This is a genomic window from Actinomadura physcomitrii (genome assembly GCF_008923205.2).
Taxonomy (GTDB): Bacteria; Actinomycetota; Actinomycetes; order Streptosporangiales; family Streptosporangiaceae; genus Spirillospora; species Spirillospora physcomitrii.
In genome coordinates, this window is sequence record NZ_WBMS02000004.1 from 245,800 (window position 1) to 268,481 (window position 22,682).

The 22,682-nt window shown below is 72.7% G+C and carries 24 protein-coding genes; 9 read left to right on the top strand and 15 right to left on the bottom strand.

What is annotated here, in order from left to right:
* Positions 1-71: 71 nt before the first annotated feature.
* The 5 genes from F8568_RS07095 to F8568_RS07115 all read left to right on the top strand — a co-directional run bounded on the left by F8568_RS07095 (position 72) and on the right by F8568_RS07115 (position 4,017).
* The gene (locus F8568_RS07095) at positions 72-449 is read left to right on the top strand and encodes a hypothetical protein (protein WP_202124577.1); all 378 of its coding nucleotides are present in this window, start codon (positions 72-74) and stop codon (positions 447-449) included.
* A 535-nt stretch (positions 450-984) separates the two neighbouring features.
* Positions 985-1,557, top strand: coding sequence for a hypothetical protein (locus F8568_RS07100; RefSeq protein ID WP_151592633.1), 573 nt, complete (start codon positions 985-987; stop codon positions 1,555-1,557).
* Positions 1,558-1,597: 40 nt separating this feature from the next.
* Positions 1,598-2,179, top strand: coding sequence for a TetR/AcrR family transcriptional regulator (locus F8568_RS07105; protein WP_151592635.1), 582 nt, complete (start codon positions 1,598-1,600; stop codon positions 2,177-2,179).
* A gap of 348 nt (positions 2,180-2,527) precedes the next feature.
* Positions 2,528-3,289, top strand: coding sequence for an SDR family NAD(P)-dependent oxidoreductase (locus F8568_RS07110; RefSeq protein WP_151592644.1), 762 nt, complete (start codon positions 2,528-2,530; stop codon positions 3,287-3,289).
* A gap of 38 nt (positions 3,290-3,327) precedes the next feature.
* Positions 3,328-4,017: a class I SAM-dependent methyltransferase gene (locus F8568_RS07115; protein WP_151592646.1), complete on the top strand. Its 690-nt coding sequence runs from the start codon at positions 3,328-3,330 to the stop codon at positions 4,015-4,017.
* Positions 4,018-4,373: 356 nt separating this feature from the next.
* On the opposite strand, the gene F8568_RS07120 is transcribed toward F8568_RS07115, so the two are convergent.
* The 5 genes from F8568_RS07120 to F8568_RS07140 form a co-directional block, all read right to left on the bottom strand.
* On the bottom strand, positions 4,374-4,979 hold the full coding sequence (locus tag F8568_RS07120; protein WP_151592649.1) for a response regulator transcription factor: 606 nt from the start codon (positions 4,977-4,979) through the stop codon (positions 4,374-4,376).
* On the bottom strand, positions 4,976-6,103 hold the full coding sequence (locus tag F8568_RS07125; RefSeq protein WP_151592651.1) for a sensor histidine kinase: 1,128 nt from the start codon (positions 6,101-6,103) through the stop codon (positions 4,976-4,978). The genes F8568_RS07120 and F8568_RS07125 overlap by 4 nt, the downstream gene beginning before the upstream one ends.
* A gap of 122 nt (positions 6,104-6,225) precedes the next feature.
* Positions 6,226-6,894 (bottom strand): ATP-binding cassette domain-containing protein, encoded by a 669-nt coding sequence (locus F8568_RS07130; protein WP_151592653.1) that lies wholly within the window; start codon positions 6,892-6,894, stop codon positions 6,226-6,228.
* A gap of 91 nt (positions 6,895-6,985) precedes the next feature.
* Positions 6,986-8,287, bottom strand: coding sequence for an alpha-amylase family protein (locus F8568_RS07135; protein ID WP_151592655.1), 1,302 nt, complete (start codon positions 8,285-8,287; stop codon positions 6,986-6,988).
* Between the two features lie 52 nt (positions 8,288-8,339).
* Positions 8,340-8,774: a MarR family winged helix-turn-helix transcriptional regulator gene (locus F8568_RS07140; protein ID WP_202124578.1), complete on the bottom strand. Its 435-nt coding sequence runs from the start codon at positions 8,772-8,774 to the stop codon at positions 8,340-8,342.
* A gap of 39 nt (positions 8,775-8,813) precedes the next feature.
* Between F8568_RS07140 and F8568_RS07145 the strand changes: the two genes are divergently transcribed.
* Positions 8,814-10,298, top strand: a complete 1,485-nt coding sequence (locus tag F8568_RS07145) for an FUSC family protein (RefSeq protein ID WP_151592657.1) — start codon at positions 8,814-8,816, stop codon at positions 10,296-10,298.
* Here F8568_RS07145 and F8568_RS07150 read toward each other — a convergent pair.
* Positions 10,252-11,418 (bottom strand): lactate 2-monooxygenase, encoded by a 1,167-nt coding sequence (locus F8568_RS07150; RefSeq protein ID WP_151592659.1) that lies wholly within the window; start codon positions 11,416-11,418, stop codon positions 10,252-10,254. The two genes, F8568_RS07145 and F8568_RS07150, sit on opposite strands and share 47 nt — an antisense overlap.
* A 175-nt stretch (positions 11,419-11,593) precedes the next feature.
* Here F8568_RS07150 and F8568_RS07155 point away from each other — a divergent pair, with 175 nt between their 5' ends.
* On the top strand, positions 11,594-14,092 hold the full coding sequence (locus F8568_RS07155) for a DNA gyrase/topoisomerase IV subunit A (RefSeq protein ID WP_151592661.1): 2,499 nt from the start codon (positions 11,594-11,596) through the stop codon (positions 14,090-14,092).
* Positions 14,093-14,125: 33 nt separating this feature from the next.
* On the opposite strand, the gene F8568_RS07160 is transcribed toward F8568_RS07155, so the two are convergent.
* Entirely contained in the window at positions 14,126-14,884 is a 759-nt protein-coding gene (locus tag F8568_RS07160; protein ID WP_160573536.1) for an ATP-binding protein, read from the bottom strand.
* 57 nt (positions 14,885-14,941) lie between these two features.
* Here F8568_RS07160 and F8568_RS07165 point away from each other — a divergent pair, with 57 nt between their 5' ends.
* Complete coding sequence (locus F8568_RS07165; protein WP_236008479.1) at positions 14,942-15,964, top strand: helix-turn-helix domain-containing protein; 1,023 nt, start codon at positions 14,942-14,944, stop codon at positions 15,962-15,964.
* Positions 15,954-16,157, top strand: a complete 204-nt coding sequence (locus F8568_RS07170; RefSeq protein WP_151592665.1) for a DUF397 domain-containing protein — start codon at positions 15,954-15,956, stop codon at positions 16,155-16,157. Before F8568_RS07165 ends, F8568_RS07170 begins: the two co-directional genes overlap by 11 nt.
* Before the next feature lie 80 nt (positions 16,158-16,237).
* Here F8568_RS07170 and F8568_RS07175 read toward each other — a convergent pair whose 3' ends face one another.
* From F8568_RS07175 to F8568_RS07210, 8 genes are all read right to left on the bottom strand, one after another.
* Positions 16,238-16,834, bottom strand: a complete 597-nt coding sequence (locus F8568_RS07175) for an isochorismatase family cysteine hydrolase (RefSeq protein WP_151592667.1) — start codon at positions 16,832-16,834, stop codon at positions 16,238-16,240.
* Positions 16,831-18,501 (bottom strand): purine-cytosine permease family protein, encoded by a 1,671-nt coding sequence (locus F8568_RS07180; RefSeq protein ID WP_151592669.1) that lies wholly within the window; start codon positions 18,499-18,501, stop codon positions 16,831-16,833. The genes F8568_RS07175 and F8568_RS07180 overlap by 4 nt, the downstream gene beginning before the upstream one ends.
* Positions 18,502-18,696: 195 nt before the next feature.
* Complete coding sequence (locus F8568_RS07185; protein ID WP_151592671.1) at positions 18,697-19,248, bottom strand: flavoprotein; 552 nt, start codon at positions 19,246-19,248, stop codon at positions 18,697-18,699.
* 45 nt (positions 19,249-19,293) lie between these two features.
* Positions 19,294-19,656, bottom strand: a complete 363-nt coding sequence (locus F8568_RS07190; RefSeq protein WP_151592673.1) for a nuclear transport factor 2 family protein — start codon at positions 19,654-19,656, stop codon at positions 19,294-19,296.
* Between the two features lie 39 nt (positions 19,657-19,695).
* Positions 19,696-20,049 carry a hypothetical protein gene (locus tag F8568_RS07195; protein WP_151592675.1) on the bottom strand — a complete coding sequence of 118 codons (354 nt, stop codon included), beginning with the start codon at positions 20,047-20,049 and terminating at the stop codon, positions 19,696-19,698.
* Between the two features lie 121 nt (positions 20,050-20,170).
* Positions 20,171-20,833 (bottom strand): response regulator, encoded by a 663-nt coding sequence (locus tag F8568_RS07200; RefSeq protein WP_151592677.1) that lies wholly within the window; start codon positions 20,831-20,833, stop codon positions 20,171-20,173.
* Positions 20,834-20,849: 16 nt separating this feature from the next.
* On the bottom strand, positions 20,850-21,986 hold the full coding sequence (locus F8568_RS50230) for a sensor histidine kinase (protein WP_202124579.1): 1,137 nt from the start codon (positions 21,984-21,986) through the stop codon (positions 20,850-20,852).
* Positions 21,983-22,465 carry a DUF1453 domain-containing protein gene (locus F8568_RS07210; protein ID WP_151592679.1) on the bottom strand — a complete coding sequence of 161 codons (483 nt, stop codon included), beginning with the start codon at positions 22,463-22,465 and terminating at the stop codon, positions 21,983-21,985. The genes F8568_RS50230 and F8568_RS07210 overlap by 4 nt, the downstream gene beginning before the upstream one ends.
* Positions 22,466-22,682: the final 217 nt, after the last annotated feature.

The following is a 22,682-nucleotide window of genomic DNA, read 5'->3' on the forward strand; positions in this document are numbered from 1 at the left end:
GGGCATCGCGCCGGTGGGAGCATTGGATCGGGTCGGGCTTCGCCGCCGGCGGCGCCGTGCTGGTGCCGTGGATGTTCGTCCTGGCTCGCGCGCTGCCGTCCAGCACGCACGTGTCGAACTGGTCGGCGGCCTGGGTCGGGCTGGACGCGCTGATCGCCGCCGGGCTCCTCGGCACCGGGGCGCTGCTCGCGCGGCGGGACCCGCGGCACGGCCTGACCGCCGCCGCCACCGGCGCCCTCCTGGCCATGGACGCGTGGTTCGACGTCCTGACCTCCGGTCCGGGCGCGGAGCGCGCTCTGGCCGTGGCGATGGCCGCCGGGCTGGAGCTGCCGCTCGCATGCGCCTGCGCGGTCCTCGCCGCCCGCGCCCTGCGCCCCGTCTCGACGGCTCCACAGCCCGCCGGTACCGACGAGGGCCACCCGGCGGCCGCGAACGCCCGACGCGCATGAGCACCGTGGAAGAGCACGGCGGCCCAAGATCGCGCCAGGGCGCGCGAAAGCGTGCGGAGCACCCTGGCGCCCTGACGCCTTGGCGCGCGGAGCCCCCTGGCGCCCGAAACGCGCGTGAAGCACCCTGCGAAGCTTGGACGCCGCGCGACTCAGGCGCACACGCGCTGAGCGTCCAGGCGTCCAGGCGTCCAGGCGTCCAGGCACGCGAACGCGCGCGGGGCGCGCTGCGAGGCATGGACGGCGGGCTGGCGAAGGAAGGCCGGAGCGCGACGGAAGGGACGGTGTGCGAGGGTGCGCGGAGCGTGCGCGACGGCCCCGACAAACGGGTCAAAGCGCCCAGACCTCGGCGGATGCGAGGTCGATACAGGTGCGGGGTACGAGCGACGGGGCAATGAAGGGCAGATGGCAAAGCATCGACGGGAGTACGCCAGATGGGTGAAACCAGACGAGGCGGACCTCTAGAGTGAGTCGAACGTCGGGGCCCTCTCGCGGGAGGGCCCCTCGCCCTGCCTGCACGATCAGAGGTCCCCCGAACATGAACGACCACGAGGTGCATGAGGAGTGCCTGCGGCTCCTTCGGGACGGCATGCCCGATCCCGCCCCCGACACCTTCGACGAGGAACGGGACTTCCTTCCGCTCGGCCTCGATATGGACGGCGACGTCGCCGTTGTAACGTTCCTACACCAGTGGAGCGGGACCGGCGTCGACCCGTTCATCGAGGGACGGACGTTCCATCGGCGCGACGGCGAGTGGATGGGCCTGGGCGGAGGCGGCGGCTCTGCGCCCTACGAGCCGCTGGTGCGCCGCTCGTCCGGCGAGATGGGCCGCTACCTGTACAAGTACGGCACGGGGCGGACCGTCCGGAACGCCAACCGGCTACTGCCCTGGGGCGCGAAATGGGTGAACGAGGCGCGACTGCGGGCCTCGGCCGAGGTGACCCGGGTCCGGGTGGGCAAGCGGTTCCTGGACGTGCCCGCGCACGGGCACATCGTCGTCGTCTGGGGCGCCCGGCGCGGCCCCGTCCTTGAGGCGCTCGCGGCCGACGGCTCGGTGCTGGACACGCTGGACCTCGACCGTCCCCCCGTCCCGGCGCGCTCGGACGCCTGATATTTGACCGGTCGTTCTCGATAGCCGTACGGTCATGTGCATGGCACGGACCAAGGAGTTCGATCCGGACGTGGCGTTGCAGCAGGCGCTGGAGCTGTTCTGGGAGCGCGGGTACGCGGCTACCTCCATGGCCGATCTCGTCGAGCGCCTCGGCATCGCCCGTGCGAGCGTCTACGCGACGTTCGGCGGCAAGCGCGAGCTGTTCCTGCGGGCGCTCGAGCGCTACCTCGAGACGACCGACCCGAGGATCGCCGAAGCGCTGTCGCGGCCCGGCCCGGTCCTGCCCGCCGTCCGCGCGCTGATCGACCGCTACGCCGACGAGGCCGGCCGGGAGCGCCCGCGCCTCGGCTGCCTCGTGGTGAACACGGCGGTCGAGTTGGCGGCCCGGGACGCCGAGGCGGCCCGGCTCGTCGAGGCGAGCTGGAGCTTCCTCGAGGCGTCCCTGACGTCGGCGCTGACCCGCGCCCGCATGCAGGGTGAGCTGCCCGCGGACGCCGACCCGCGCGCGCTCGCCCGGCTGCTCCTGGTGATCTTCCAAGGCATGCGCGTCCTCGGCCGGGCCCCCGCGGAGGAGTCCCGCATTCGCGACGCCGCCCAGCAAGCCCGAGCCCTCCTGACATGACCCCTGCTCAGCCTCCCGGGGGGCAAGCGCAGGCAGAAGGACCAACGCTGCCCGACCGGTCGAGCGCCCTACCGCACCACCCGCACCGCCACCACCCGCCGCCGCTGCTGCTGCTCCGCACACGCGGTCGCCGACGGCGTGACGCCGCCCTCGCAGTGACCCCGCCCCCGCACTGAACCCGCCCACGCAGTGACGCCGCTCCCGCACTGAACCCCCGCACTGACCCGCCTCGGCACTGATCTTCCAGGCCTGGCAGCCCCCTGCGGCCCCGCCTTCGGGCTTGGCGCTGAGGCATGCGAACTTTTTTCACCGAATTCGAGACCGATCGTTCTGGAAATTGGAGATGTCATGAGAGCACGCTTCGCCGATCGGGTCGTCCTCGTCACCGGGGGCGCCGGCGCGATCGGCAGGGTGACCGCCCGCGCGTTCGCCGGAGAGGGCGCCACGGTGGTCCTGGCCGGACGTGACGAGGAGTCCCTCGTGCGGGCCGCTGAGGAGGTCCGGGCCGGGGGCGGACGCGCCGACCATATGGTCGCCGACGTGACCGTCTCCGAGGACGCCGCCGCCATGGTCTCCTCCGTCGTCCACCGCCATGGCGGCCTGCACGTCGCGGTCAACAACGCCGGGACCTTCGGCGCGATCGGCCCCGTCGCCGAGATCGACGACGACGCCTGGCGGACGGTCATCGACGTGAACCTGACCGGCGTGTTCCTGTCGATGAAGCACGAGATCGCCCATATGCGCGCGCACGGCGGCGGGACGATCGTGAACATCGCGTCCAACATCGGGGTGCACGGGCGCAGGCCCGGGCTGGCCGCGTACGCCGCGTCCAAGGCCGGCGTCAGCATCCTGACCCGGACCGCGGCGATCGACCACATCGCCGACGGGGTGCGCGTCAACGCGGTCAGCCCCGGAGCCAGCGACACCCCCATGTCGCTGCGGCCGGGCGAGACGAGAGCGCAGCGCGACGCCCGGCTGAAGGCCTCGATCCCGGCGGGGCGCCCGAGCGACCCGTCCGAGGTCGCGGAGGCCGTCCTGTGGCTGGCGTCCGACGAGTCGGCCTATCTGGTCGGTCACGACATGGTCGTCGACGGCGGCACCACCGCCTGACGACGCATCCCGTAAGTCCCGCTGGGCAGACTCAACGTATGGCCCTGTCGCCCGACTACGACGCCGACCCGGAGCGGTTCCGCCTCGCCGCGCAGGTCACCCGGCGGTACCTGATCGGGGCGCGGAGCCTGCACGACCACATCGCCGCCAAGCTGGTGGCGGCCGAGGCGTCCCGGGTGCTGGACATCGGCTGCGGGGAGGGCGCGCTCCGCCGCGCCCTCCCCGACCCGCCGCCGTTCCGGCTGGTGGGGCTGGACGCGTCCGCGACGCTGCTGTGCGCCCACTCCGGCCTGCGCGTGCGGGCGGACGCGCTGCGCCTGCCGTTCCGTGACGGTGCGTTCGACGCCGCCGTCGCGGTCAACATGCTGTACCACCTGGACGAGCCGCGCCTCGCCCTGCGCGAGGCGCGGCGGGTGCTCGCGCCGGGCGGGACGCTGCTGGTCTCGGCGATCTGCCGGACCGACAGCCCGGAGCTGGCGCCGGTCTGGCGGCCCGAGCCGTCGTCCTTCGACGCGGAGGACGCGCCCGAGCACGTGTGCGAGGTGTTCGGCGAGGTGGAGGTGGAGCGCTGGGACGCCCCGCTGATCACGCTCCCCGACCGGGCCGCGATCCGCGACTACCTGATCGCCCGCCACGTCCCCCGTCCGCAGGCCGCCGAGGCCGCGGCCCGCCTCCCGACCCCGCTGCCGGTGACCAAGCGCGGCTCCCTGCTCCTGGCCCGCCGCTGACCCGGACCCGGACCCGATGATCCGCCCCCCCTGCATGGACCCGGTCCCGAAAGGGCTGCGCCCGCCGAGCTCGTCCCGCGAAAGATCCGCGCCTTGAACGGCATGCCCCGGCAGGAACCCGAACCCGGAGGGGCCGCCTCCAATAGGCCCCGCGTCCTGAATGCGGATGCGTGTTTTAGATGGATACGCGCCCGAGGTGGCCGCTGCCCCGAAGGGACTCCGTTCCCTGCGGGGGTCCGCACCGTTGATGACGAGGAGCGTTATGTCCATCGTTCCCTGCGGGGTCCGCGCCCGGCCTGTGCACCGGGAGGAGCCGTACGGCGTGGGTGTGGGGCCGGCGGGGGGTTGGGGTGTCCCTATAGCCAGCCCAGGTCGCGGGCGGTGGTGACGGCGGCGTGGCGGTTGTGGACGCCGAGCTTGGTGACGGCGGCGGACAGGTAGTTGCGGACGGTGCCCTCGGACAGGCCGAGCGTGCGGGCGATGCGGGAGACGGGGGCGCCGTCGGCGGCGGCGCGCAGGGTGTCGAGTTCGCGGGGGGTGAGAGGGCATTCCTCGGCGGCGAGGGCGTCGGCGGCGAGCTGCGGGTCGATGTAGCGGGCGCCGGCGGCGACCTGGCGGATGACCTCGGCGAGCCGGGCGCCGGGGGCGTCCTTGCCGAGGAACCCGCGGACGCCGGCGGCCATCGCGCGGCGCAGGTTGCCGGGCCGGCCGTGCGCGGTGACGATCACCAGGCGGCAGCCGGGGAGGTCGCGGGAGAGGCGTTCGGCGGCGCTGAGGCCGTCCAGTCCCGGCATGTCGATGTCGAGGACGGCGACGTCGGGCTTGAGGGCGAGGGCGCGGTCGACGGCCTCGTCGCCGCGGCCGACGTCGGCCGCGACCTCGATGCCGTCCTCGGTCTCCAGCAGCAGGACGAGGGCCTCCCTGATCAGCAGGTGGTCGTCGGCCAGCAGGACGCGGATCATGCCTCTCCCCTCGCCGCGGGGACCGCGGCGGTCACCCGGAAGGTCCCGTCGCCGGCCGGGCCGGCGCTGAAGCGGCCGCCGGCGGCGGCGATCCGCTCGGCGAGGCCGGTGAGGCCGCTGCCGGAGTCGCCGGCGGCGCGGCGCGGGGCGCCGTCGTTGACGATCTCCACGTGGACGCGCTCGCCGTCGGCGCGGACGGTGATCTCGCACCAGGTGGCGCTGGAGTGCCGCAGCACGTTGGTGGCGGCCTCCCGCGCGACCCAGCCGAGGGGTTCGTGCACGTGGGCGGGGAGTTCCGGGGACACCTCGGGCCGGTCGCAGCGGATGCCGGCGGCGCGCAGGACGGCGGACATCCCGTCCAGTTCGGTGCGCAGGGACGTGGCACGGTAGCCGCGGACGACCTCGCGGACGTCGCGGACGGAGTCGCGCGCCATCGTCTGGATCTCGGTGAGCTCCTTGCGGACGCGCCCTGGATCGCGGTCGAGGTAGCGTTCGGCGACCTCGGCGCGGAGCGCGACGGCCTGGAGGCTGTGGCCGAGGACGTCGTGCAGGTCGCGGGCGAAGCGGAGGCGCTCCTCACCGACCGCGGACCGGGCCACTTCGGCGCGCGCCTCCCGCAGTTCCTGGACGACATGGAACAGCCATACCTGGACGTATCCGGAGAAGGCGGTGAGCGGCACGCCGACCATCTCGTAGAGGACGCTCAGCGCGGGCAGGCCGAGGAGGACGCCGTAGACGGGGGTGAGGACGGCCGCGGCGGCCGCCACCGGGATCGCCTGCCGGAGCGGCAGGACGACCGCGATCAGCCCGGCCGGGACGAGGAGGGCGTTGCCCCAGCCGTGGCCGACGCCGAGGAGCGGCAGCGTCCAGCAGATCGCGGCGATCGCGGCCAGCCCGAAGCGGTGTCCCGGGGCGGTGCGGCGCATCATGTTGAGCCACAGCAGCCGGGCGTAGAGCGCGAACGCGACGGCGACGCCGGCCGCGGAGAGCGCGACGCGCGCCGGGTCGTGGCGGTCGAAGGCCTCGTACCAGAGCGCGGGCAGGAGGAGCCCGGCCAGGGTGACCGCCGTCATCCCCACGATGATCGCGGCGATGGCGGTGGGGCGCGGGATCCTCGGCTGCACGCGCCCAGAGTATGCGGGTGTCAAGGGATGCGGGCGCCGCCGGTGCAGGTGGGCGGGGACGATCCCGCCGAGCGCGCGCTGGAGCGGGCTGCCGCCGCCGTCGTCCACGCTCCCGGCGCCGGTCAGGCGGCGTGCGGGGCGTGCCGGGCGGCGGCGCCGAGCCGGTCGGAGGCGCGCCCGGTGACCAGGCGGCCGTCGTCGAGCACGCCGACCCGGTCGGCGCGGCACGCCTCGCCGGTGTCGCGGGTGGTGATCACGACGGTGCTGCCGTGCGCGGCCAGCAGGAGCAGCACGGACCAGACCTCGCGCGCGGCGGCCTCGTCGAGCCCGGTGGTGGGCTCGTCGAGGAAGAGCACGTCGGAGCGGCCGATGAGGGCGAGCGCGAGGTCGAGCAGGCGCCGCCGGCCCGGGTCGAGCCGTTCGAAGGGGACGTCGGCGCAGCCGGTGAGGCGGGCGAGGCGGAGCGCCTCGTCGCGGGTGATCGGGTCGAGGGTCCAGCGCCGCCAGGTGTCGATGATCTCGGCGACGGTCAGCCCCGGGAACAGGCCGCCGTCGCGCCAGACGGTCCCGGACCGGGCGGCGTCGCGGTCGGTGTAGGGGTCGGCGCCGCGGACGCGGACGGTCCCGCCGGTGGGTCGCCGCAGCCCGGCGAGCATCTCCAGCAGGGTCGTCTTGCCCGAGCCGTACCGGCCGAGCAGGGCGTACACCTCGCCTTCCGCCACGGTGAACGAGACGTCTCGCACGGCCTCGTTCAGCTGCAGGTCGCGTACCTCGATCACGTGTCCCTTCATGGGTTCCATGCTGCCGACGGGCGATCTCCGCGTGCAGTCACGGACGTCAGGTGGGGGCCGTGAGGTTCGCAGGGGTCGGCCATGACATCTGTCATGGGTGCGCGATGGCCCAGCCTCGGGGCGGGATCACGGCGCCTTCGCCGTGGAAGTCGGCGTCACCGGCGATGCGGGTCCAACCGGCGGCGGGAAGGTCGGCCTTGGCGGGCTCGTCGGCCACGTTGAGGACGACGCCCAGGCGCTCATCGCCCTGCCCCACTGTGTAAGAGAGGGCCGTATTGGTCAAGGTGGCGACCTGCGTGTGCGCGCGGACGAGCCATGGGTGGCGGCGCCTCACGCCTATGAGGTCCTGGTGGAGCCGGTGGTGGGGAGTACCGTAACCGGGCGTTTCGTCAGAGCGTGCAGGGAAGGCGGGACGTATGGCGTCGTCGCCGCCTTCGCGTTCCTCCTTGACGCCGTGAAAGGCGAACTCGTCACCGGCGTAGACGGATGGGACGCCGGCCGTGGTGAGGAGGACCACGAGCGCGTGGGCGAGGTGGCGCTCGTCGTCGAGGCGGCTGGCGACGCGCGTTACGTCGTGGTTGCCGACGAAGGTCTGCGGGACGAACGTGCCGAGCATCCCGTCGTGGCGGGTGAGCGCATGGGCCAGTTCGAAGAAGTTGCGGTCGTTCAGGGAGCTCCAGATGGCCTTCCATAGTTCGTACTGGGTGACGGAGTCGAGTCCGCTGCGTTCCACGAAGCCCGCATAGTCGCCGTGGATGACCTCCCCCAGGAGCCATGCGTCGGGGAAGCGCGCGCGGACGCGGTCGCTCACCGTCCGCCAGAACTCCGCCGGGACGGCGTACGCGGCGTCGAGGCGCCATCCGTCGATGCCGCGCTCCAGCCAGTGGTTCATGACCTCGACCGCGTAGTCGGCGACCGCCGGCTCGTCGTGGTCGAGCGCGACGAGCTTGTGGTGGCCCTCGAACGTGCGGAAGTCGCCGTCGCCGTCGGGGACGAACCATCCCGCGTACGGCGACGCGCCGCCCCTCGCCCGCACGTCGGCGAAGCGCGGGAAGCCCCGTCCGACATGGTTGAAGACCCCGTCGAGCAGCACCCGGACGCCGCGTCCCGACGCCGCCTCGACGAGCCGCAGCAGGTCGTCCTCGTCGCCGAGGCGCGGGTCGACGCGGAAGTGGTCGACGGTGTCGTAGCCGTGGGTCTCGGACGCGAACACCGGCCCGAGGGCGAGGCCGTTGCAGCCGAGCGCCACCAGGTGGTCGAGCCATCCGGTGATCCGCTCCAGCCGGTGCGGGGGCGGACCGGGCGGGGAGCCGGGCGGGAGGGCGGCGCGTTCGGCGCCGGTGAAGCCGAGCGGGTAGACGTGCCACCAGATGGCGTGATCGGGCCAGCGCATGCGCGTCTCCTTACCCGGGATCGCCGCTCTCAATATAGTAAGTACTAGCGAACTATTCTGTCAGCCGATCCATCAGCCGGGCGGCGAGCCGCAACACCTCGAGCTCGGTCTCGCCGAGCTCGCCGAGCGCCTCGGCGAGCCAGGCGTCGCGCTCGTCGAGATCGCGCCTGAGCACCTCGCCCCCGGCCCGGGTGATGGTCAGCACGGCCTGCCGGCGGTCCCGCTCGTCGCGCGTGCGGACGATCAGCCCGGACTCCTCGAGCTCCGCGAAGACCCTGGTCAGCGACTGCGGGCGCTGCCCTTCGGCGGCCGCCACCTCGCCGGCCGTACTGGGCCCGTTGCGGGCCAGGTGGCCGAGCACGATCAGCTTGTTGCTGCTCAGCGCGTCCGGGGAGCGCGACGAGCGCATCCGGCGCGCCATCCGCATCACCCCGCGGCGGATCTCCACCACCGCTTCCCTCGGCACCTCGGGCCGATCGCTCGCCATAATGTTACGCTATCCCTTACTAATCACCGGAGGTGGACCATGACGGCCGGCACGGTCGGAGTTCTCGGCGCCGCGAAGGCGCCGATCGGCGTCGCCGCCACCACGATGACCGCCGTCCTGGCGTCCTTCGGGTCGGCGCTGGTGCTGGAGCACGCGGCGCACCTGCACACCGACGCCGTCATGCAGGCCGTCGTGCTGTCCGTCACCCTTTCCAGGGGGCATCGCGGCGCCCGCCTGCCGGACCGCCTGATCGGGTTCGCCGTCATGCCCGCCGTCGCCCTGGTGTCGGTCGCCCTCGGCATCCTCATGCGCGACGACGCGTTCGCGGGGGACGCCGCGTTCGCCGCGCTCGTCACGTCCGGGGTCTGGATCCGCCGCTTCGGGCCCCGCTTCACCAAGGCCGGCACGCTGATGATGCTCCCAGCGATCGCCCTGCTCGTCATCCCCCACGGCGCGCCCGGCGCGCCGTCGACGCACCTGCTGTGGGCGCCCGTGGTGGCGCTCATCCCCTACTTCTGGGTCACGGCCGTCCAGGTCGCCGTGGAGCGCCCCTGGCGCATCGGCCGCATCGAGGCCGCCGCCCCCGCCCGCGCTTCCGCCCCGAGCAGACGGCTGCCCGCCAGCACCCGCATGGCGGCGCAGATGGGCGTCGCCCTGTGCGCCGCGTTCGCCGTCGGACACCTGCTGTTCCCGGACCACTGGTCGTGGGTCGTCCTGACGGCGTTCATCGTCTGCAATGGAGCGCGAGGACGCGGCGACGCCCTCCACAAGGGTCTGCTGCGCGCGCTCGGCGCCGCCGGTGGGACGGTCCTGGCCGCGCTGGCGTCCGGGTTGTTCGCACCGAGGGACCCCGACGCGGTCGTCCTCATCTTCGTCGTGCTGGGCCTGGCGGCATGGTTGCGGCAGCGGAGCTACGCCTACTGGGCCGGTGGCGTCACGGCCGCCCTGTCGCTGCTGTACGCGTACTTCGGCCAGTCCGCGGGCCCGCTCCTCCAGACGCGTCTCGAGGCCATCCTCGTCGGCGGCGCCATCGGCGTCGGGGCGGCTTGGGCGATCCTGCCCTTCCGCACCAGGGACGTCCTGCGCCGCCGTACGGCCGAGTGCCTGGCCGCTCTCACCGACGTCATGAAGGACGAACCGCACGCCCGCGCGCGCTTCGAACACTCCGTCGCCGAACTGGACACCATCGACGGACCGCTGCGGCTGCACCGGTTCGTGAGCCGCACCAGGCCGCACCATGCCGATGTCGTGGACGTCCTACGCGAGATGGTGCCGCACGTCCGTGCCGCCGGGCCCGACGCCAAGGCGTTGCGCGCCAACGTGGGATCCGTGCGGCTCGCGATCGCCCGACGCCATGACGGCACGCCGTACAAGCGGCTCGCGCTGGACGACGCAACGGCCGCGCACGCCATCGATGCGGGACTGGCCCGCATCCACGCGATCTATGCACCGCCCACACAGGAACCCGGGCAGGAGCCTAGGCGCGGACCAGAGTCTCCAGAGAAAGCTCGTCCGGGCGGGTGACGCCGGACAGCGTCATGGTCAGCTCCAGCTCCGCCTGGATGCAGCGCAGGACGTGCTGGACGCCGGCCTGCCCGCCGAGCGCCAGACCGTAGGCGTACGGGCGCGCGAGCAGCACCGCCTTGGCGCCGAGGGCGAGCGCCTTCGCGACGTCCGATCCGGTGCGGATCCCGCTGTCGAACAGCACCGTGGCCCGATCGCGGACGGCGTCGACCACACCGGGCAGCGCGTCGAGCGAGGCGATGGCGCCGTCGACCTGCCGGCCGCCGTGGTTGGACACGATCACGCCGTCCATCCCCGCGTCCACCGCGCGGCGCGCGTCGTCGGGGTGCTGGACGCCCTTCAGCGCGATCGGCCCGTCCCAGTGGTCCCGCAGGAAGGCCAGGTCGCCCCAGGTGAGGGACGGGTCGCCGAAGTTGGCGACCCAGTGCAGGAGTGCGGTGTCGCGGTTGGCGTCGGTGACGGGCCCGCCGACCGCCTTCTGGAAGACGGGGTCGCTGAAGTAGTTCGCGACACCGATGCCGCGCAGGAACGGCAGGTACGCCTGGTCCAGGTCGCGGGGCCGCCACGCCAGCGTGAACGTGTCGAGCGTGACGACGAGCGCCGTGTACCCCGCCGCCCTGGCCCGCTCGAGGAAGCTGACGGCGAGGTCGCGGTCCTTGGGCCAGTAGAGCTGGTACCAGCGGGGCGCGCCGTCGCCGTTGGCCTCCGCGACCTCCTCGATGGAGTGCGACGCCGCGGTGCTCAGCACCATCGGGACGCCCTCGGCGCCCGCCGCGCGCGCGGTGGCGAGCTCGCCGTCCGGGTGGATGATCGACTGCACGCCGATCGGCGCGAGCAGGATCGGCGACGGCATCGCGGTGCCGAGGACCTCCACCGACAGGTCGCGGTGCGCGACGTCCCGCAGGAACCGCGGGACGATCCGCCACCGGTCGAACGCGTCCCGGTTGGCGCGCGCGGTGGCCTCGGTGCCCGCCGATCCCGCGACGTATCCGAACGCCTGCGCCGACAGGACGCCCTCGGCCAGCCCCTCCAGCTTCGTCAGGTCGGTCGGCAGCGACGGCCGCACGTCACCGAGTCCCTGCAGGTAGATCGAGTTCTGGTAGTCGGCCAGCGCGCTCATCGGATACCTCCACGGGGGTGGCGGCCGGGGCGCCGGCCGCGTGCGGAAACCGTCCGGGACCAATCTGCCACGGCCGCTGACCGGATCGTGCGCCGCGACCGGCCCGGGAACCATTCCGCGGTCCATCCGGTGGGGCGGGCGAAAGATGTCGGCGGGACCGGCCACAATGTGGGGCATGGCACGACGCGGATCCCAAGCCCCTCCCCCGCCGCCGGACTTCGAGGAGAACATCGTCGACGTCGACGTCTCCGAGGAGATGCGCGGCAGCTACCTCGAGTACGCCTACTCGGTGATCTACCAGCGGGCGCTCCCCGACGCCCGCGACGGGCTGAAGCCCGTCCAGCGGCGGATCCTGTACTCGATGAACGAGATGGGGCTGCGCCCCGACCGCGGGCACGTCAAGTGCGCACGCGTCGTCGGCGAGGTCATGGGCAAGCTGCACCCGCACGGCGACAGCGCGATCTACGACGCCATGGTGCGGATGGCCCAGCCGTGGGCGATGCGGATGCCATTGGTCGACGGGCACGGCAACTTCGGCTCGCTCGGCGGCGACGACCTGCCCGCCGCCATGCGGTACACCGAGGCCCGCATGTCCCGCGAGGCGCTGATGATGGTCGCCTCCATCGACGAGGACACCGTCGACTTCCGGCCGAACTACGACGGCCAGGAGCAGGAGCCGGAGGTGCTGCCCGCCGCGTTCCCGAACCTGCTGGTGAACGGCGCGTCCGGGATCGCGGTCGGGATGGCCACCAACATGGCCCCGCACAACCTCGGCGAGGTCGTCGCGGCGGCCCGGCACCTGATCGACCACCCCGACGCCACCCTCGACGACCTGATGCGCTTCGTGCCCGGCCCCGACCTGCCCACCGGCGGCATGATCGTGGGTCTGGACGGCATCCGCGACGCCTACGAGAAGGGCCGCGGGACGTTCCGCACCCGCGCCACCACGACCATCGAGAACGTCACGCCGCGCCGCAAGGGCATCGTCGTCAGCGAGCTGCCGTACGCGGTCGGCCCGGAGCGCGTCAAGGCCAAGATCAAGGAACTGGTCAACGCCAAGAAGATCCAGGGCATCGCCGACCTGAAGGACCTCACCGACCGCAACGTCGGCCTGCGCCTGGTCATCGAGATCAAGAACGGCTTCAACCCCGAGGCCGTCCTGCAGGACCTCTACCGGCTCACCCCGATGGAGGAGACGTTCGGCATCAACAACGTCGCGCTCGTCGACGGCCGGCCGCGCACGCTCGGCCTGCGCGACCTGCTGCAGGTGTACGTCGACCACCGCATCGAGGTCGTGCGGCGCCGGTCGATGTTCCGCCGCAAGAAGCGCGAGGACCGCCTCCACCTCGTCGACGGACTGCTGGTCGCGCTGCTCAACATCGACGAGGTCATCCAGGTCATCCGGCAGAGCGACGACGCCGCGCAGGCCAAGCAGCGGCTGATGCAGATCTTCGAGCTGTCGGAGATCCAGGCGCAGTACATCCTCGACACTCCGCTGCGCCGCCTCACCCGCTACGACCGGCTCGAGCTGGAGAAGGAGAAGGAGCAGCTGGCCAAGGAGATCGCGAAGCTGACCGCGATCCTGGAGTCGGAGCGCAAGCTGCGCGGTCTGGTGTCCAAGGAGCTCGGCGAGGTCGCCTCCGAGTACACGACCCCGCGCCGGACGATCCTGCTGGAGTCCTCCGGCCACACCGCCGCGGCCGCCGTCCCTCTCGAGGTGGCGGACGACCCGTGCACGGTGCTGCTGTCGTCCACCGGGCTGCTGGCCCGCACGCACGGCCCCGAGCCGCTGCCCGACAGCGGCCCGCGCGCCCCCCACGACGTGCTGGTCTCGGTCGTCCCGGCGACGGCCCGCGGGCAGGTCGGCGCGGTGACCTCGTTCGGGCGGATGATCCGCATCGACGTCCTGGACCTGCCCGCGCTGCCGCCGTCGGCGACGCCGCCGTCCCTGGCGGGCGGCGCGCCGGTGACCGAGTACGTCGAGCTGGAGCCGGACGAAACGGTCGTCGGCGTCGCCGCCCTGACCGACGAGGGCGGCGGGCTCGCGCTCGGCACCGCCCAGGGCGTGGTCAAGCGGGTCGTCCCGGACTTCCCCGCCAACCGCGACGAGTTCGAGGTCATCGGGCTCAAGGACGGCGACCGAGTCGTCGGCGCCGTCCAGCTCCTCGCGGAGGACCAGCACCTGGTGTTCATCACCACCGACGCGCAGCTGCTGCACTTCGCCGCGTCCAACGTGCGGCCGCAGGGCCGCGCCGCCGGCGGCATGGCCGGCATCAAGCTGGGCGCCGGCGCCCGGGTGCTGTGGTTCGGCGCCCTCGACCCCGCGCGCGAGGCCCGGGTGATCACGATCTCCGGGTCGTCGGCGGCGCTGCCCGGCACCCAGACCGGCGCGATCAAGCTGGCCGACTTCGCCGACTTCCCGGCCAAGGGCCGCGCGACCGGCGGCGTCCGCGCGCACCGGTTCCTGAAGGGCGAGGACGTGCTGCTCCAGGCGTGGGCGGCGCCGACCCCGCTGCGCGCCGCCGCCGCGAACGGCAAGCCCGCGACGCTGAACGTGACGCTCGGCCGCCGCGACGGCTCCGGCGAGAAGCTGAGCAGCCCCATCGTGTCGATCAGCGGCCCCATCGGCCCCGTCCCCCCGGACACCGACGAGCCCGCCGCCGACGAGGCATGACGGTGAGCCGGGCCCGCCCACCGCGGGCCCGGCTCACCGGGCGTCGAGGTCCTCACCGCACCGCACGATCGCCTCGGCCACCTCGGTGACCTCCCACAGCGGATACCGGACGGTCCCCACGGACGGCATCGTGACGACGAACCCGTGCCGCCGCGCCCACACGGTGATCTCCGCGCGCACGGACAGCACCGCCATGCCCCAGCCCTCGCACCGGTGCAGTGGCCGGAGCCCCCGCCCGCCGAGCGCCGCCTCCAGCTCCCGCGCCGCCTCGGCGGGATCCTTGCGCGGAACGGGCAGCGCGACGCCCGGCATCGGCAACCCGAAGTAGGCGGCCTTCCCGGCGACGGGCGCGAACGCCAGCCTGGACCGGCTGCGGTGCACGCCCCAGAACCCGCCGTGCTCCCACGCGAGCGCCTTCACCAACTCGAACCCCCGCCCGCCCTCGTCCAGCGGGGATGAGGGAGGTCCCGGCCGGACGGCGCCCTTCCACGGCGCACCGTCGAAGACCTTCACGACGATCCGCGCCCGCTCCCCCGTCCGGTAGGCGTACAGCTCCGCCGAGGTCCCGGGCGCGTGCCGGTAGGTGTTGGTCGCCAGCTCCGACACCATCGTCGCCGCGTCGCGGACGAGCACGTCGGGCATCCGCAGCGCACGCATCGTCGCCCCCACCCGCGCCCGAGCGAACGCGGCGCACGTCGCGTCCGTGGGAAGCGCCCACACCACGCACCCCCCGCCCCGGATCACCTCCGCCCCCCATGCCGCGCCGCTCTCGTCGCCGTCAAGACACCCCATGGAAATCACCATCCACTCGTTCCCGCGCAGCCACCCTGAGTGATGACAACACTCCGGATGGTGCTCCTCATCGAGCAGCTTCTGCAAGCAGAAATGAAAAATTCCATCTCCAGCCTCAGGAATCTTGGCGTTCCACGCCCCTACGCTGCCCCCGAACGGCAGACTCGGACCATGCCTGAACGCCGCCCCACCATCCGCGAACGTCGGCTCGCCGCCGAGCTTCGCCGGCTACGAGATCGGTCGACGCTCAGGCTGGAGCAGGTCGTCGCTCAGCTCCAGGCCCAGACTGAGGGACGCTGGTCTGCGGCAAAGCTCTCCCGCCTCGAACGAGCCGGGCAGGGCATCAAGATCGCGGACGTCAACCAGTTGTGCGACCTCTATGAGGCGACACCCGAAAAGCGCGAAGCGCTTCTCGCCTTGACTCGCTCATCACGCCAACGCGGCTGGTGGGACGCGTACGCCGACACCATCCACACCGACTACGCCGCGTACATCGAGCTCGAGGCCGAGGCCGCATCCCTTCGCTGCTACAACGCCCAGATGGTCAATGGCCTGCTGCAGACTGAGGAGTATGCCCGGGAGGTCATCAGGGTAGGCCTCATGCAGTTCGCCCCTCCTTCAGAGATCGATCGCCGCGTCGAGGTGCGAAAGACGCGGCAGAGGCTGCTTGAGAAGCACGAGCCCGGACCACTGCGCATCTGGTCGATCATCGACGAGGCTGCGCTCCGGCGCGCCGTCGGCGGCCCGGACGTCATGGCCCGGCAGTGCGAGCATCTGCTCACGCTGGCCGAGCTCCCCAACGTGATGCTGCAGGTGCTTCCGCTCAGCGCGGGCGCGCATCCAGCCCTCACTGGGGCGTTCACCCATATGGAGTTTCCAGAGCGCCACATGGCCGATGTCATCTACCTCGACGGGTTGACCAGCGCCCTCTACGTCGAGGACGACGCCCAGGTTCACAACTACGCGCTCGCATTCAACCAGCTCGCCATGACAGCCCTCGGCGCCGATGAGTCACTCGACTTGATCGCAGAACTGGCTTGGCCGCACCGAAAGCGGCATATTGGCGCAAATGAAGGCTAGGGAAGACCTGTTCGTCTGGCACAAGAGCTCCTACTCAGCGCAGGGCGCCGACTGCGTAGAGGTTGCCGGCTCGGCGTCGGCGTGCGCCGTCCGAGACTCCAAGGACCCGAACGGCCCCGTCCTCGCACTCACCCCACACGCGTGGTCCACACTCGTCCACGCCATCAAAACAGGCGCCCACGACCTCCCCTGACACCACCCGCACCGTTGAGTTGTGGCGTGTCGTGGTTATGAAGCGCTCCAAAACCACGACACGCCACAAGTCGACGGGGGTCAGGGGGTGGGGACGGGGGTTAGGGCCTCGGCGACGGTGGTGATCTCGGCGAAGCCGCAGTCGCGCATCACCTCCAAGCCGATCTCGTGGAGGCGCGGGGTGAGGGCCGCGCAGGCGTCGCCGAGCACGGTGACGCGGTAGTCGCGCATGTAGGCGGCGCGGACGGTGGACTCCACGCAGACGTTGGTGACGACGCCGCAGACGAGCAGGTGATCGGCGCGGAGCCCGCGGAGGAGCGGGTCGAGGGACGTCCACAGGAAGGCGTCGAAGCGGGCCTTGTCCACCACCAGGTCGTCCGGGCCGCAGCCCAGTTCGTCGGCGACCTCGGCGTCCCAGCTGCCCGCGGCGAGGGCGGATATCTCGGCCAGGGCCGGGTGGGCGCCGGCCAGATTGGCGCCCTCATCGGCACGGCCGGGCCGGTAGACGTGGCGGGTGAAGACCACGGGCGTCCCGGCGGCGCGGGCGGCGGCCACCGCGGCGGCGCACTGCCGCACGGCGCGGCCGGTGTCGGCCAGGGCCATGCCGAGGGTGGGCAGCGATCCGTCCGGGTGGACGAAGCCGTTCTGCATGTCGACGACGGTGAGGACGTCGGTCATCGCATTGCCTCCGGGGCTTGTTCGAGGGAGGTGGTGGACGGGGTCGTGCCGGGCATGCCGAGCAGGACCGGTTCCTTGGGCGGGCGCCAGGCGCTGGGCTTGCAGGCGTCCCGGCAGGAGCCCTCGGTGGAGCAGCACAGCGAGCAGATGTGCCCCTGGTGGAACGGGCAGGTGGCCATGTCCACGACGTCGTAGGAGCCGCCGCACACCGCGCAGGGCAGTTCGGTGGCGCCGTCGGGGAAGACGCTCGTCCGCGCGATGTACCAGCGGCCTCGGGTGGCCGCGGCGACGAGGGGCGGCAGGGCCAGCGCGAGGACGAAGGCGATGAAGGGCGACAGGTCGGCGGCCGTGGCGCCGAACGCGCCGTAGTAGGCGACGATCGAGACGGCCGCGGCGGCGACCATCGAGCCGAAGCCGACCGGGTTCACGTTGTACAGGTGGGCGCGGCGGAACTCCACCTCGGGCGGGCTGAGTTTCAGCCACCGCTTGTTGATGACCAGGTCGGACGCCATGGCGGCGATCCAGGCGATGCCGATGTTGGCGTACCAGGCCAGCACGGTGACGATGTGGGCGAAGATGTCGATCTCCATCAGGACCAGCGCGAGCGCGACCTGGAGGATCACCCACACCGCGCGGCCGGGGTGCCGGTGCAGCAGCCGGGAGAAGAAGTTCGACCACGACAGCGAGCCCGAGTAGGTGTTCATGATGTTGATCTTGAGTTGGGAGAGCAGCACCAGGACGCCCGCGAGGACGAGCGCCACCGTGTGGTCGCCGACCGCCCGCTCGTACACGACCGTGAACAGGTCGACCGGGACCGCGACGTGGTCGGGCGTCGTCGCGGTGTCGGCGTAGCCGACGAGCAGCGTGGACGCGAAGAAGATGAGGATGGCGAACAGGGACAGGCCGGGACCGCCCATCAGCACCGCGAGCCGCCATCTGCGGCGCCCCGCCGCGCCCTCGGGGTCGGGCATCAGCCGCAGGTAGTCGCCCTGTTCACCGATCTGCACCGCGAACGACAGCTGGGCGGCGGCGATGGTGAACACCGCGGTCAGCGTGATGCCGCCGGCGGCCACCGCGCCGTGCGCGGTCACCGGGTGGACCATGTGGTGGCCGGCGGAGGGGGAGGTCGCCGCGACGACCAGGGCGAAGCCGATCAGCAGGATCCACAGCGGCCACGTCCACGCCTGGAACTTCGAGCTGAACGTCATCCCGTAGAGCGTGAGCGGCACCATCACGGCGGAGACGATCACGTACGAGATGTGGACGTCGACGTGGCACAGCGCGGTCACCGCCTGCGCCATGATCGCGCCCTCGTAGGCGAGGAAGATCAGCGTGTAGGTCGCGTAGACCAGCGAGGTCACCGTGGAGCCGAGGTAGCCGAACCCGGAACCGCGTGTGAGCAGGTCGATGTCGATGTGCCTTCGGGTGATGGCGAACGCGATCACGATGGTCAGCGGCAGCGTGACCACGCTCGCGACGGCGAACCCCAGCAGCGAGCCGCCGAAGCCGAACTCGTTGACGAACGCGGCGTCCAGCGCGTATCCGGCCATGGCGGACAGGCCCACCAGGCAGCTCAGGAACACCATCCACGGCGACCAGGTGCGGAACGCGCTGGGTGTGTACCGCAGGGAGTAGTCCTCCATCTGCGGGTTCTCGGCCAGATCCAAACCCGGCTCCTTTCCTAGCGGGGCGGCGGGCACCGCAGAAGCTAGGAACGGGATGTTTCTCCGGGGTGTCGGAACCGGTCGCGCCCCGTTACGCCGGGCCGTGCCCCGCGATGGGGGTTCTGGCCTGCGAGTTCGTGGGGGCGGGCGGAGCTTGCGCCGGGTCCGGACGGGTTTCGGCCGGTTCGGTGGCCCGAGTCACCCTCCTGTCAGACCGGCGCGGAGCGAGAGCAGGTGGTCGTGGAGGTCCGTCCAGGGGAACGTCGCTCCGCTCGGTGCGTCCGAGTCGGGGTTCGGCAGCGCGTCCGGGTTCAGCAGGACGGTGACGCCCCAGGCGCGGAGGTCGGCGACACTGCGCGGGAAGGCCGGGTGGCGGGCGAGGGCCGCGTTCGGCCAGGGGGCGGCGACGATCGGGCGGCCCAGCCCGACGGCCTCGTTGAGCAGGCCGAGGGCGAGGGTGTCGCTGATGCCGTGCGCCCACTTGTTGACGGTATTGAACGTCGCCGGGACGACGGCGAACGCGTCGGCGGGCGGCAGGACGTCGGGCTCCTCGGGCCGCTTGTAGTCGGAGCGGACGGGGAAGCCCGTCAGCGCGGCGAGCCGCGGGGCGTCGATGAACTTCGTGCCGGACGGCGTCGCGACGACGCAGACCGTCCAGCCGTCGCCGAGGAGCCGCTCGACGAAGGCCGGCAGGTCGGCGGCGGGGCGTCCGCCGCAGGCGATCACGTAGAGCACGGGACGTGCGGGCACCCGGCCTCCTCGGTTCCGACCGGGTCCCAGCCTGCCACGTCCCGGTCAGGTCTCGACGTCGTCGGGTCCCCAGTGCGCCTCCATCCGGACGATCTTGCCGTCGGCGCCGAAGGTCATGACGTCGATGACGCGGATGCGCATGCCGGGGACATCGATGGTGAAGGCCATCGCGGCGGTGTCGCCGTGCGAGCCGCGGATGGGGGCGTCGAGCGACAGCTTCGCGCCGGCGGACACGGCGTTGCCGTAGAACTCCTCGATCGCGGCGCGGCCCTCCATCGGCGGGTTGCCGACCGGGTCGACCACGACGGCGTCGTCGGCGAACAGGCCGGTGACGGCCGCGGGGTCGCCGGAGTTGAAGCCGTCGACATAGGCCTGGAGCGTGCGCTTCATCTGTTCCTGGGGCAGCATGCGACAGAGGCTACCAAGCGCCTGCTTGGCCGCCTCTGGCTACCTGCAGGCGGCCACGCGCCCGGCGTGCTCGTCGGACGCGGCGCGCTCGGCGCACGCGGCCAGGCCTTCGAGGAGGTCCGCCGCGCCGCCGGCGGCCTCGTCGTAGTGCCAGTGCCGGACGAGCGCCTCGCCCTCGGGGCCGGGGTCGAAGCGCCCCTCGGCGAAGCAGCCCGCGACGGCCATCCGGACGATCACGCGGTCGCAGTCGTCCAGCTGCGCCACGTACGCGGCCGCGTCGATCAGGCCGATCGCGGCGCGGGCGTTGCGGCAGTCGTCGGCGCGGTCGGGGCGGGCGATCCGCCACTGCGCGTACGGGCGCAGGTACTCCGCGATCATCACGGTTCGGTGCACACGAGGTCCTTCCGGGTTCCGGGACCTCCCATGCTGGAGACGGGGCCGCCGGCGGGCGGGCGCCTTGACCGAGGTCTTGCCGCCCGCTGACCGATCGATCGCGTCGGCCCGGCGCGGGTGGCTAGGACCCGGCCAGGCCGTGCCGGAAGGCGTAGGTGACGGCCTGCGCGCGGTCCCGCAGCCCGGCCTTGGCGAACAGGTTGTTGATGTGGGTCTTGACCGTCGCCTCGCTGATGAACAGGTCGCCGGCGATCTCCGAGTTCGACCGGCCCTGCGCGATCAGCGCGAGCACCTCCGCCTCGCGCCGGGTCAGCCCGTCGGGCAGCTCGCCGCGGGCGGCGCGGACGGGCCGCTGATCGGCCGCGACCGCCTCGACCAGCCGGCGCTGGATCGCCGGGTCGAGCTGCGCCGCGCCGCCGCGCACCGCGGCGACCGCGCGGGCGATCTCGTCGGCGCCGGCGTCCTTGGTGAGGTACCCGCGCGCCCCCGCGCGCAGCGCCGCGAAGATCGACTCGTCGTCGGCGTAGGTGGTGAGCACGACGACCTCGACGTCCGGGTGCGCCTGCTTGATCCGCCGGGTCGCCTCCACCCCGTCCACCCGCGGCATCCGCAGGTCCATGAGCACCACGTCGGGCCGCAGCTCGCCGACCATGGCGACGGCCTGCTCGCCGTCGCCCGCCGACCCGGCCACCTCGATGCCCGGCAGCAGTTCCAGCAGCAGGACCAGGCCCTCCCGCACCACCGTCTGGTCGTCGACGACCAGGATCCTCGTCTCGTCGCTCACCGTGCCTCGTCCCGTGTCACGCCGGCACCCGGAGGGCGACGCGGAATCCCTTGCCCTCCGGCCCGGTCTCCAGGGTCCCACCGATCAGTTCCGCGCGCTCCCGCATGCCGACCAGCCCGTAGCCGCCGCCCTCGATCTCCAGGACCGGCTCGGTCGCGCCGGTGTCGGTCACCTCGAGGCCGACGGCGCCGCCGAGGTAGCGCAGCGTGATGCGCGCGCGGGCGCCGGGCGCGTGCTTGCGGACGTTGGTGAGCGCCTCCTGCGCCGTCCGGACGACCGCGAGCCCCGCCTGCGGGGGCAGCTCGCGCGGCACGCCGGTCACCTGGACGTCGCAGGGACGGCCCGTGCTGGCGTAGAACTCCTCGGCCAGCTCCGCGATGACCTCCTTCGGCTCGGGGATCTCGCCGCGGAGCGTTGCCAGCGCCCGCCTGGTCTCCTCCAGGCCGGACTTGGCGAGGTTGCGCGCGCGCTCGACCCGGTCGAGGGCCTGCACCCGGTCGCCGTCGCGCGACAGGAGCAGGCGCGCGCCCTCCAGGTGGACGATCTGCGCCGACAGCGAGTGGGCGAGGATGTCGTGGATCTCGCGCGCGATGTGCGATCGCTCGGCCAGCACCGCGTTGGCCGCCTCGGCGCGGCGGGTGGCCTCCTGCGCGAGGGCGCTCTGCCGGCTGGCGAGGGCGCCGAGGGTCAGGCCGACGAACGCGGCCATCAGCCCGTAGTCGGGGCCGCGGGCGAAGGCCTCCCCGAGCGCGCCGACGACGATCACGGTGGCGCCGCCGATGGCGAGGCCCCAGCGCACCGTCGTCCGCATGATGAGGGCCCACATGGCGGCCAGCGAGAAGAAGTACCCGCCGCCGCCGTGCGGGGCGAGGGCGTACAGCGACAGCGACGTGCCCATCGCCACCACGAGCAGCACCTTCCCCGCCCAGCGCCAGCGGGACTCCTGCGCGCGCCCCACCCACAGGCCGGCCCCCAGGAGCACGAACGTCGCGGTGTTGAGCAGGATCACCGCGAGGCCCGTGCCGTGCAGGGCCGGCGCGGGCGTGGAGTGCAGCAGCCCGCGCAGGTAGGCCGCGGCTCCCCAGATCAGCGCTACCGTGATCGCGATCGTCCGGGCGAGCCGGTCCTCGATGGTGAAGGGTCCGAACCTCACGATGCGACGCTGGCCGCTGCGGGCCCGGTGATCCGCCGTCCGCGCCAGGCGACCAGCAGGTTCTGGACGATGAGGGTCAGGGCGAGGAAGACCAGGAAGACGCTCGCGCCGAGCTTGAGGCCGAGCGCGTGCCCGGCGGCGAGGAACCCGACGCGGCTGAGGATCGACACCAGCCAGGCCGCGAGGGTCCAGCCGGTGCCGCGCCGCCACAGCTCGCCGTCCTTCTCCCGCCACAGCCGGACGGTGACGGCGCGCAGGGCGCCGAACGCGACGGCGGCGACGGCCTCGGCGGCGATGAGCGCGACGCTGAGCGCGACGTGCGCGCCGTCGAGCAGGCCGCCCTGCGCCACGCCGATCACGGCGAGGACGGCCGGGAGGGTGTAGAGCCGCCGCTCGCCGACCGGCCTGGCGCGCAGCTGCCGGTAGAGGACCAGTGCGAGGACGGCGAGCGCGATGAGCACGTTGTCGGCGGTGTTCATGGCCTCGACGCTAGGCCGGGGCGGCGGGCCCGGGGATCAGCGCGCGGCTGGACTTCGGGGTCTCCACCGGCGGGTGGAGAACGGTGCGTGAGCGGCGCCTCACCCGGCGAACAGCGCCAGTGAGAGCTGGCCTCTTCCGGCCAGGTGTGCGATCTTGCTACGAGAAACGCTCACGTTTTTGAATCGGGTACCACGTGGATCGCTCCATTGCGGTCCG

Bases quoted from the DNA above. Each gene is read 5' to 3' on its own strand.
- F8568_RS07140 (WP_202124578.1), bottom strand. From the start codon at position 8,774: ATGGCGAGCGATCGGCCCGAGGTGCCGAGGGAAGCGGTGGTGGAGATC.
- F8568_RS07145 (WP_151592657.1), top strand. From the start codon at position 8,814: ATGACGGCCGGCACGGTCGGAGTTCTCGGCGCCGCGAAGGCGCCGATC.
- F8568_RS07115 (WP_151592646.1), top strand. From the start codon at position 3,328: ATGGCCCTGTCGCCCGACTACGACGCCGACCCGGAGCGGTTCCGCCTC.
- F8568_RS07110 (WP_151592644.1), top strand. From the start codon at position 2,528: ATGAGAGCACGCTTCGCCGATCGGGTCGTCCTCGTCACCGGGGGCGCC.
- F8568_RS07095 (WP_202124577.1), top strand. From the start codon at position 72: ATGTTCGTCCTGGCTCGCGCGCTGCCGTCCAGCACGCACGTGTCGAAC.
- F8568_RS07170 (WP_151592665.1), top strand. From the start codon at position 15,954: ATGAAGGCTAGGGAAGACCTGTTCGTCTGGCACAAGAGCTCCTACTCA.
- F8568_RS07160 (WP_160573536.1), bottom strand. From the start codon at position 14,884: ATGGGGTGTCTTGACGGCGACGAGAGCGGCGCGGCATGGGGGGCGGAG.
- F8568_RS07100 (WP_151592633.1), top strand. From the start codon at position 985: ATGAACGACCACGAGGTGCATGAGGAGTGCCTGCGGCTCCTTCGGGAC.
- F8568_RS07105 (WP_151592635.1), top strand. From the start codon at position 1,598: ATGGCACGGACCAAGGAGTTCGATCCGGACGTGGCGTTGCAGCAGGCG.
- F8568_RS07165 (WP_236008479.1), top strand. From the start codon at position 14,942: ATGGTGCTCCTCATCGAGCAGCTTCTGCAAGCAGAAATGAAAAATTCC.
- F8568_RS07210 (WP_151592679.1), bottom strand. From the start codon at position 22,465: ATGAACACCGCCGACAACGTGCTCATCGCGCTCGCCGTCCTCGCACTG.
- F8568_RS07135 (WP_151592655.1), bottom strand. From the start codon at position 8,287: ATGCGCTGGCCCGATCACGCCATCTGGTGGCACGTCTACCCGCTCGGC.
- F8568_RS07155 (WP_151592661.1), top strand. From the start codon at position 11,594: ATGGCACGACGCGGATCCCAAGCCCCTCCCCCGCCGCCGGACTTCGAG.
- F8568_RS07190 (WP_151592673.1), bottom strand. From the start codon at position 19,656: ATGCTGCCCCAGGAACAGATGAAGCGCACGCTCCAGGCCTATGTCGAC.
- F8568_RS07150 (WP_151592659.1), bottom strand. From the start codon at position 11,418: ATGAGCGCGCTGGCCGACTACCAGAACTCGATCTACCTGCAGGGACTC.
- F8568_RS07130 (WP_151592653.1), bottom strand. From the start codon at position 6,894: ATGAAGGGACACGTGATCGAGGTACGCGACCTGCAGCTGAACGAGGCC.
- F8568_RS07120 (WP_151592649.1), bottom strand. From the start codon at position 4,979: ATGATCCGCGTCCTGCTGGCCGACGACCACCTGCTGATCAGGGAGGCC.
- F8568_RS07175 (WP_151592667.1), bottom strand. From the start codon at position 16,834: ATGACCGACGTCCTCACCGTCGTCGACATGCAGAACGGCTTCGTCCAC.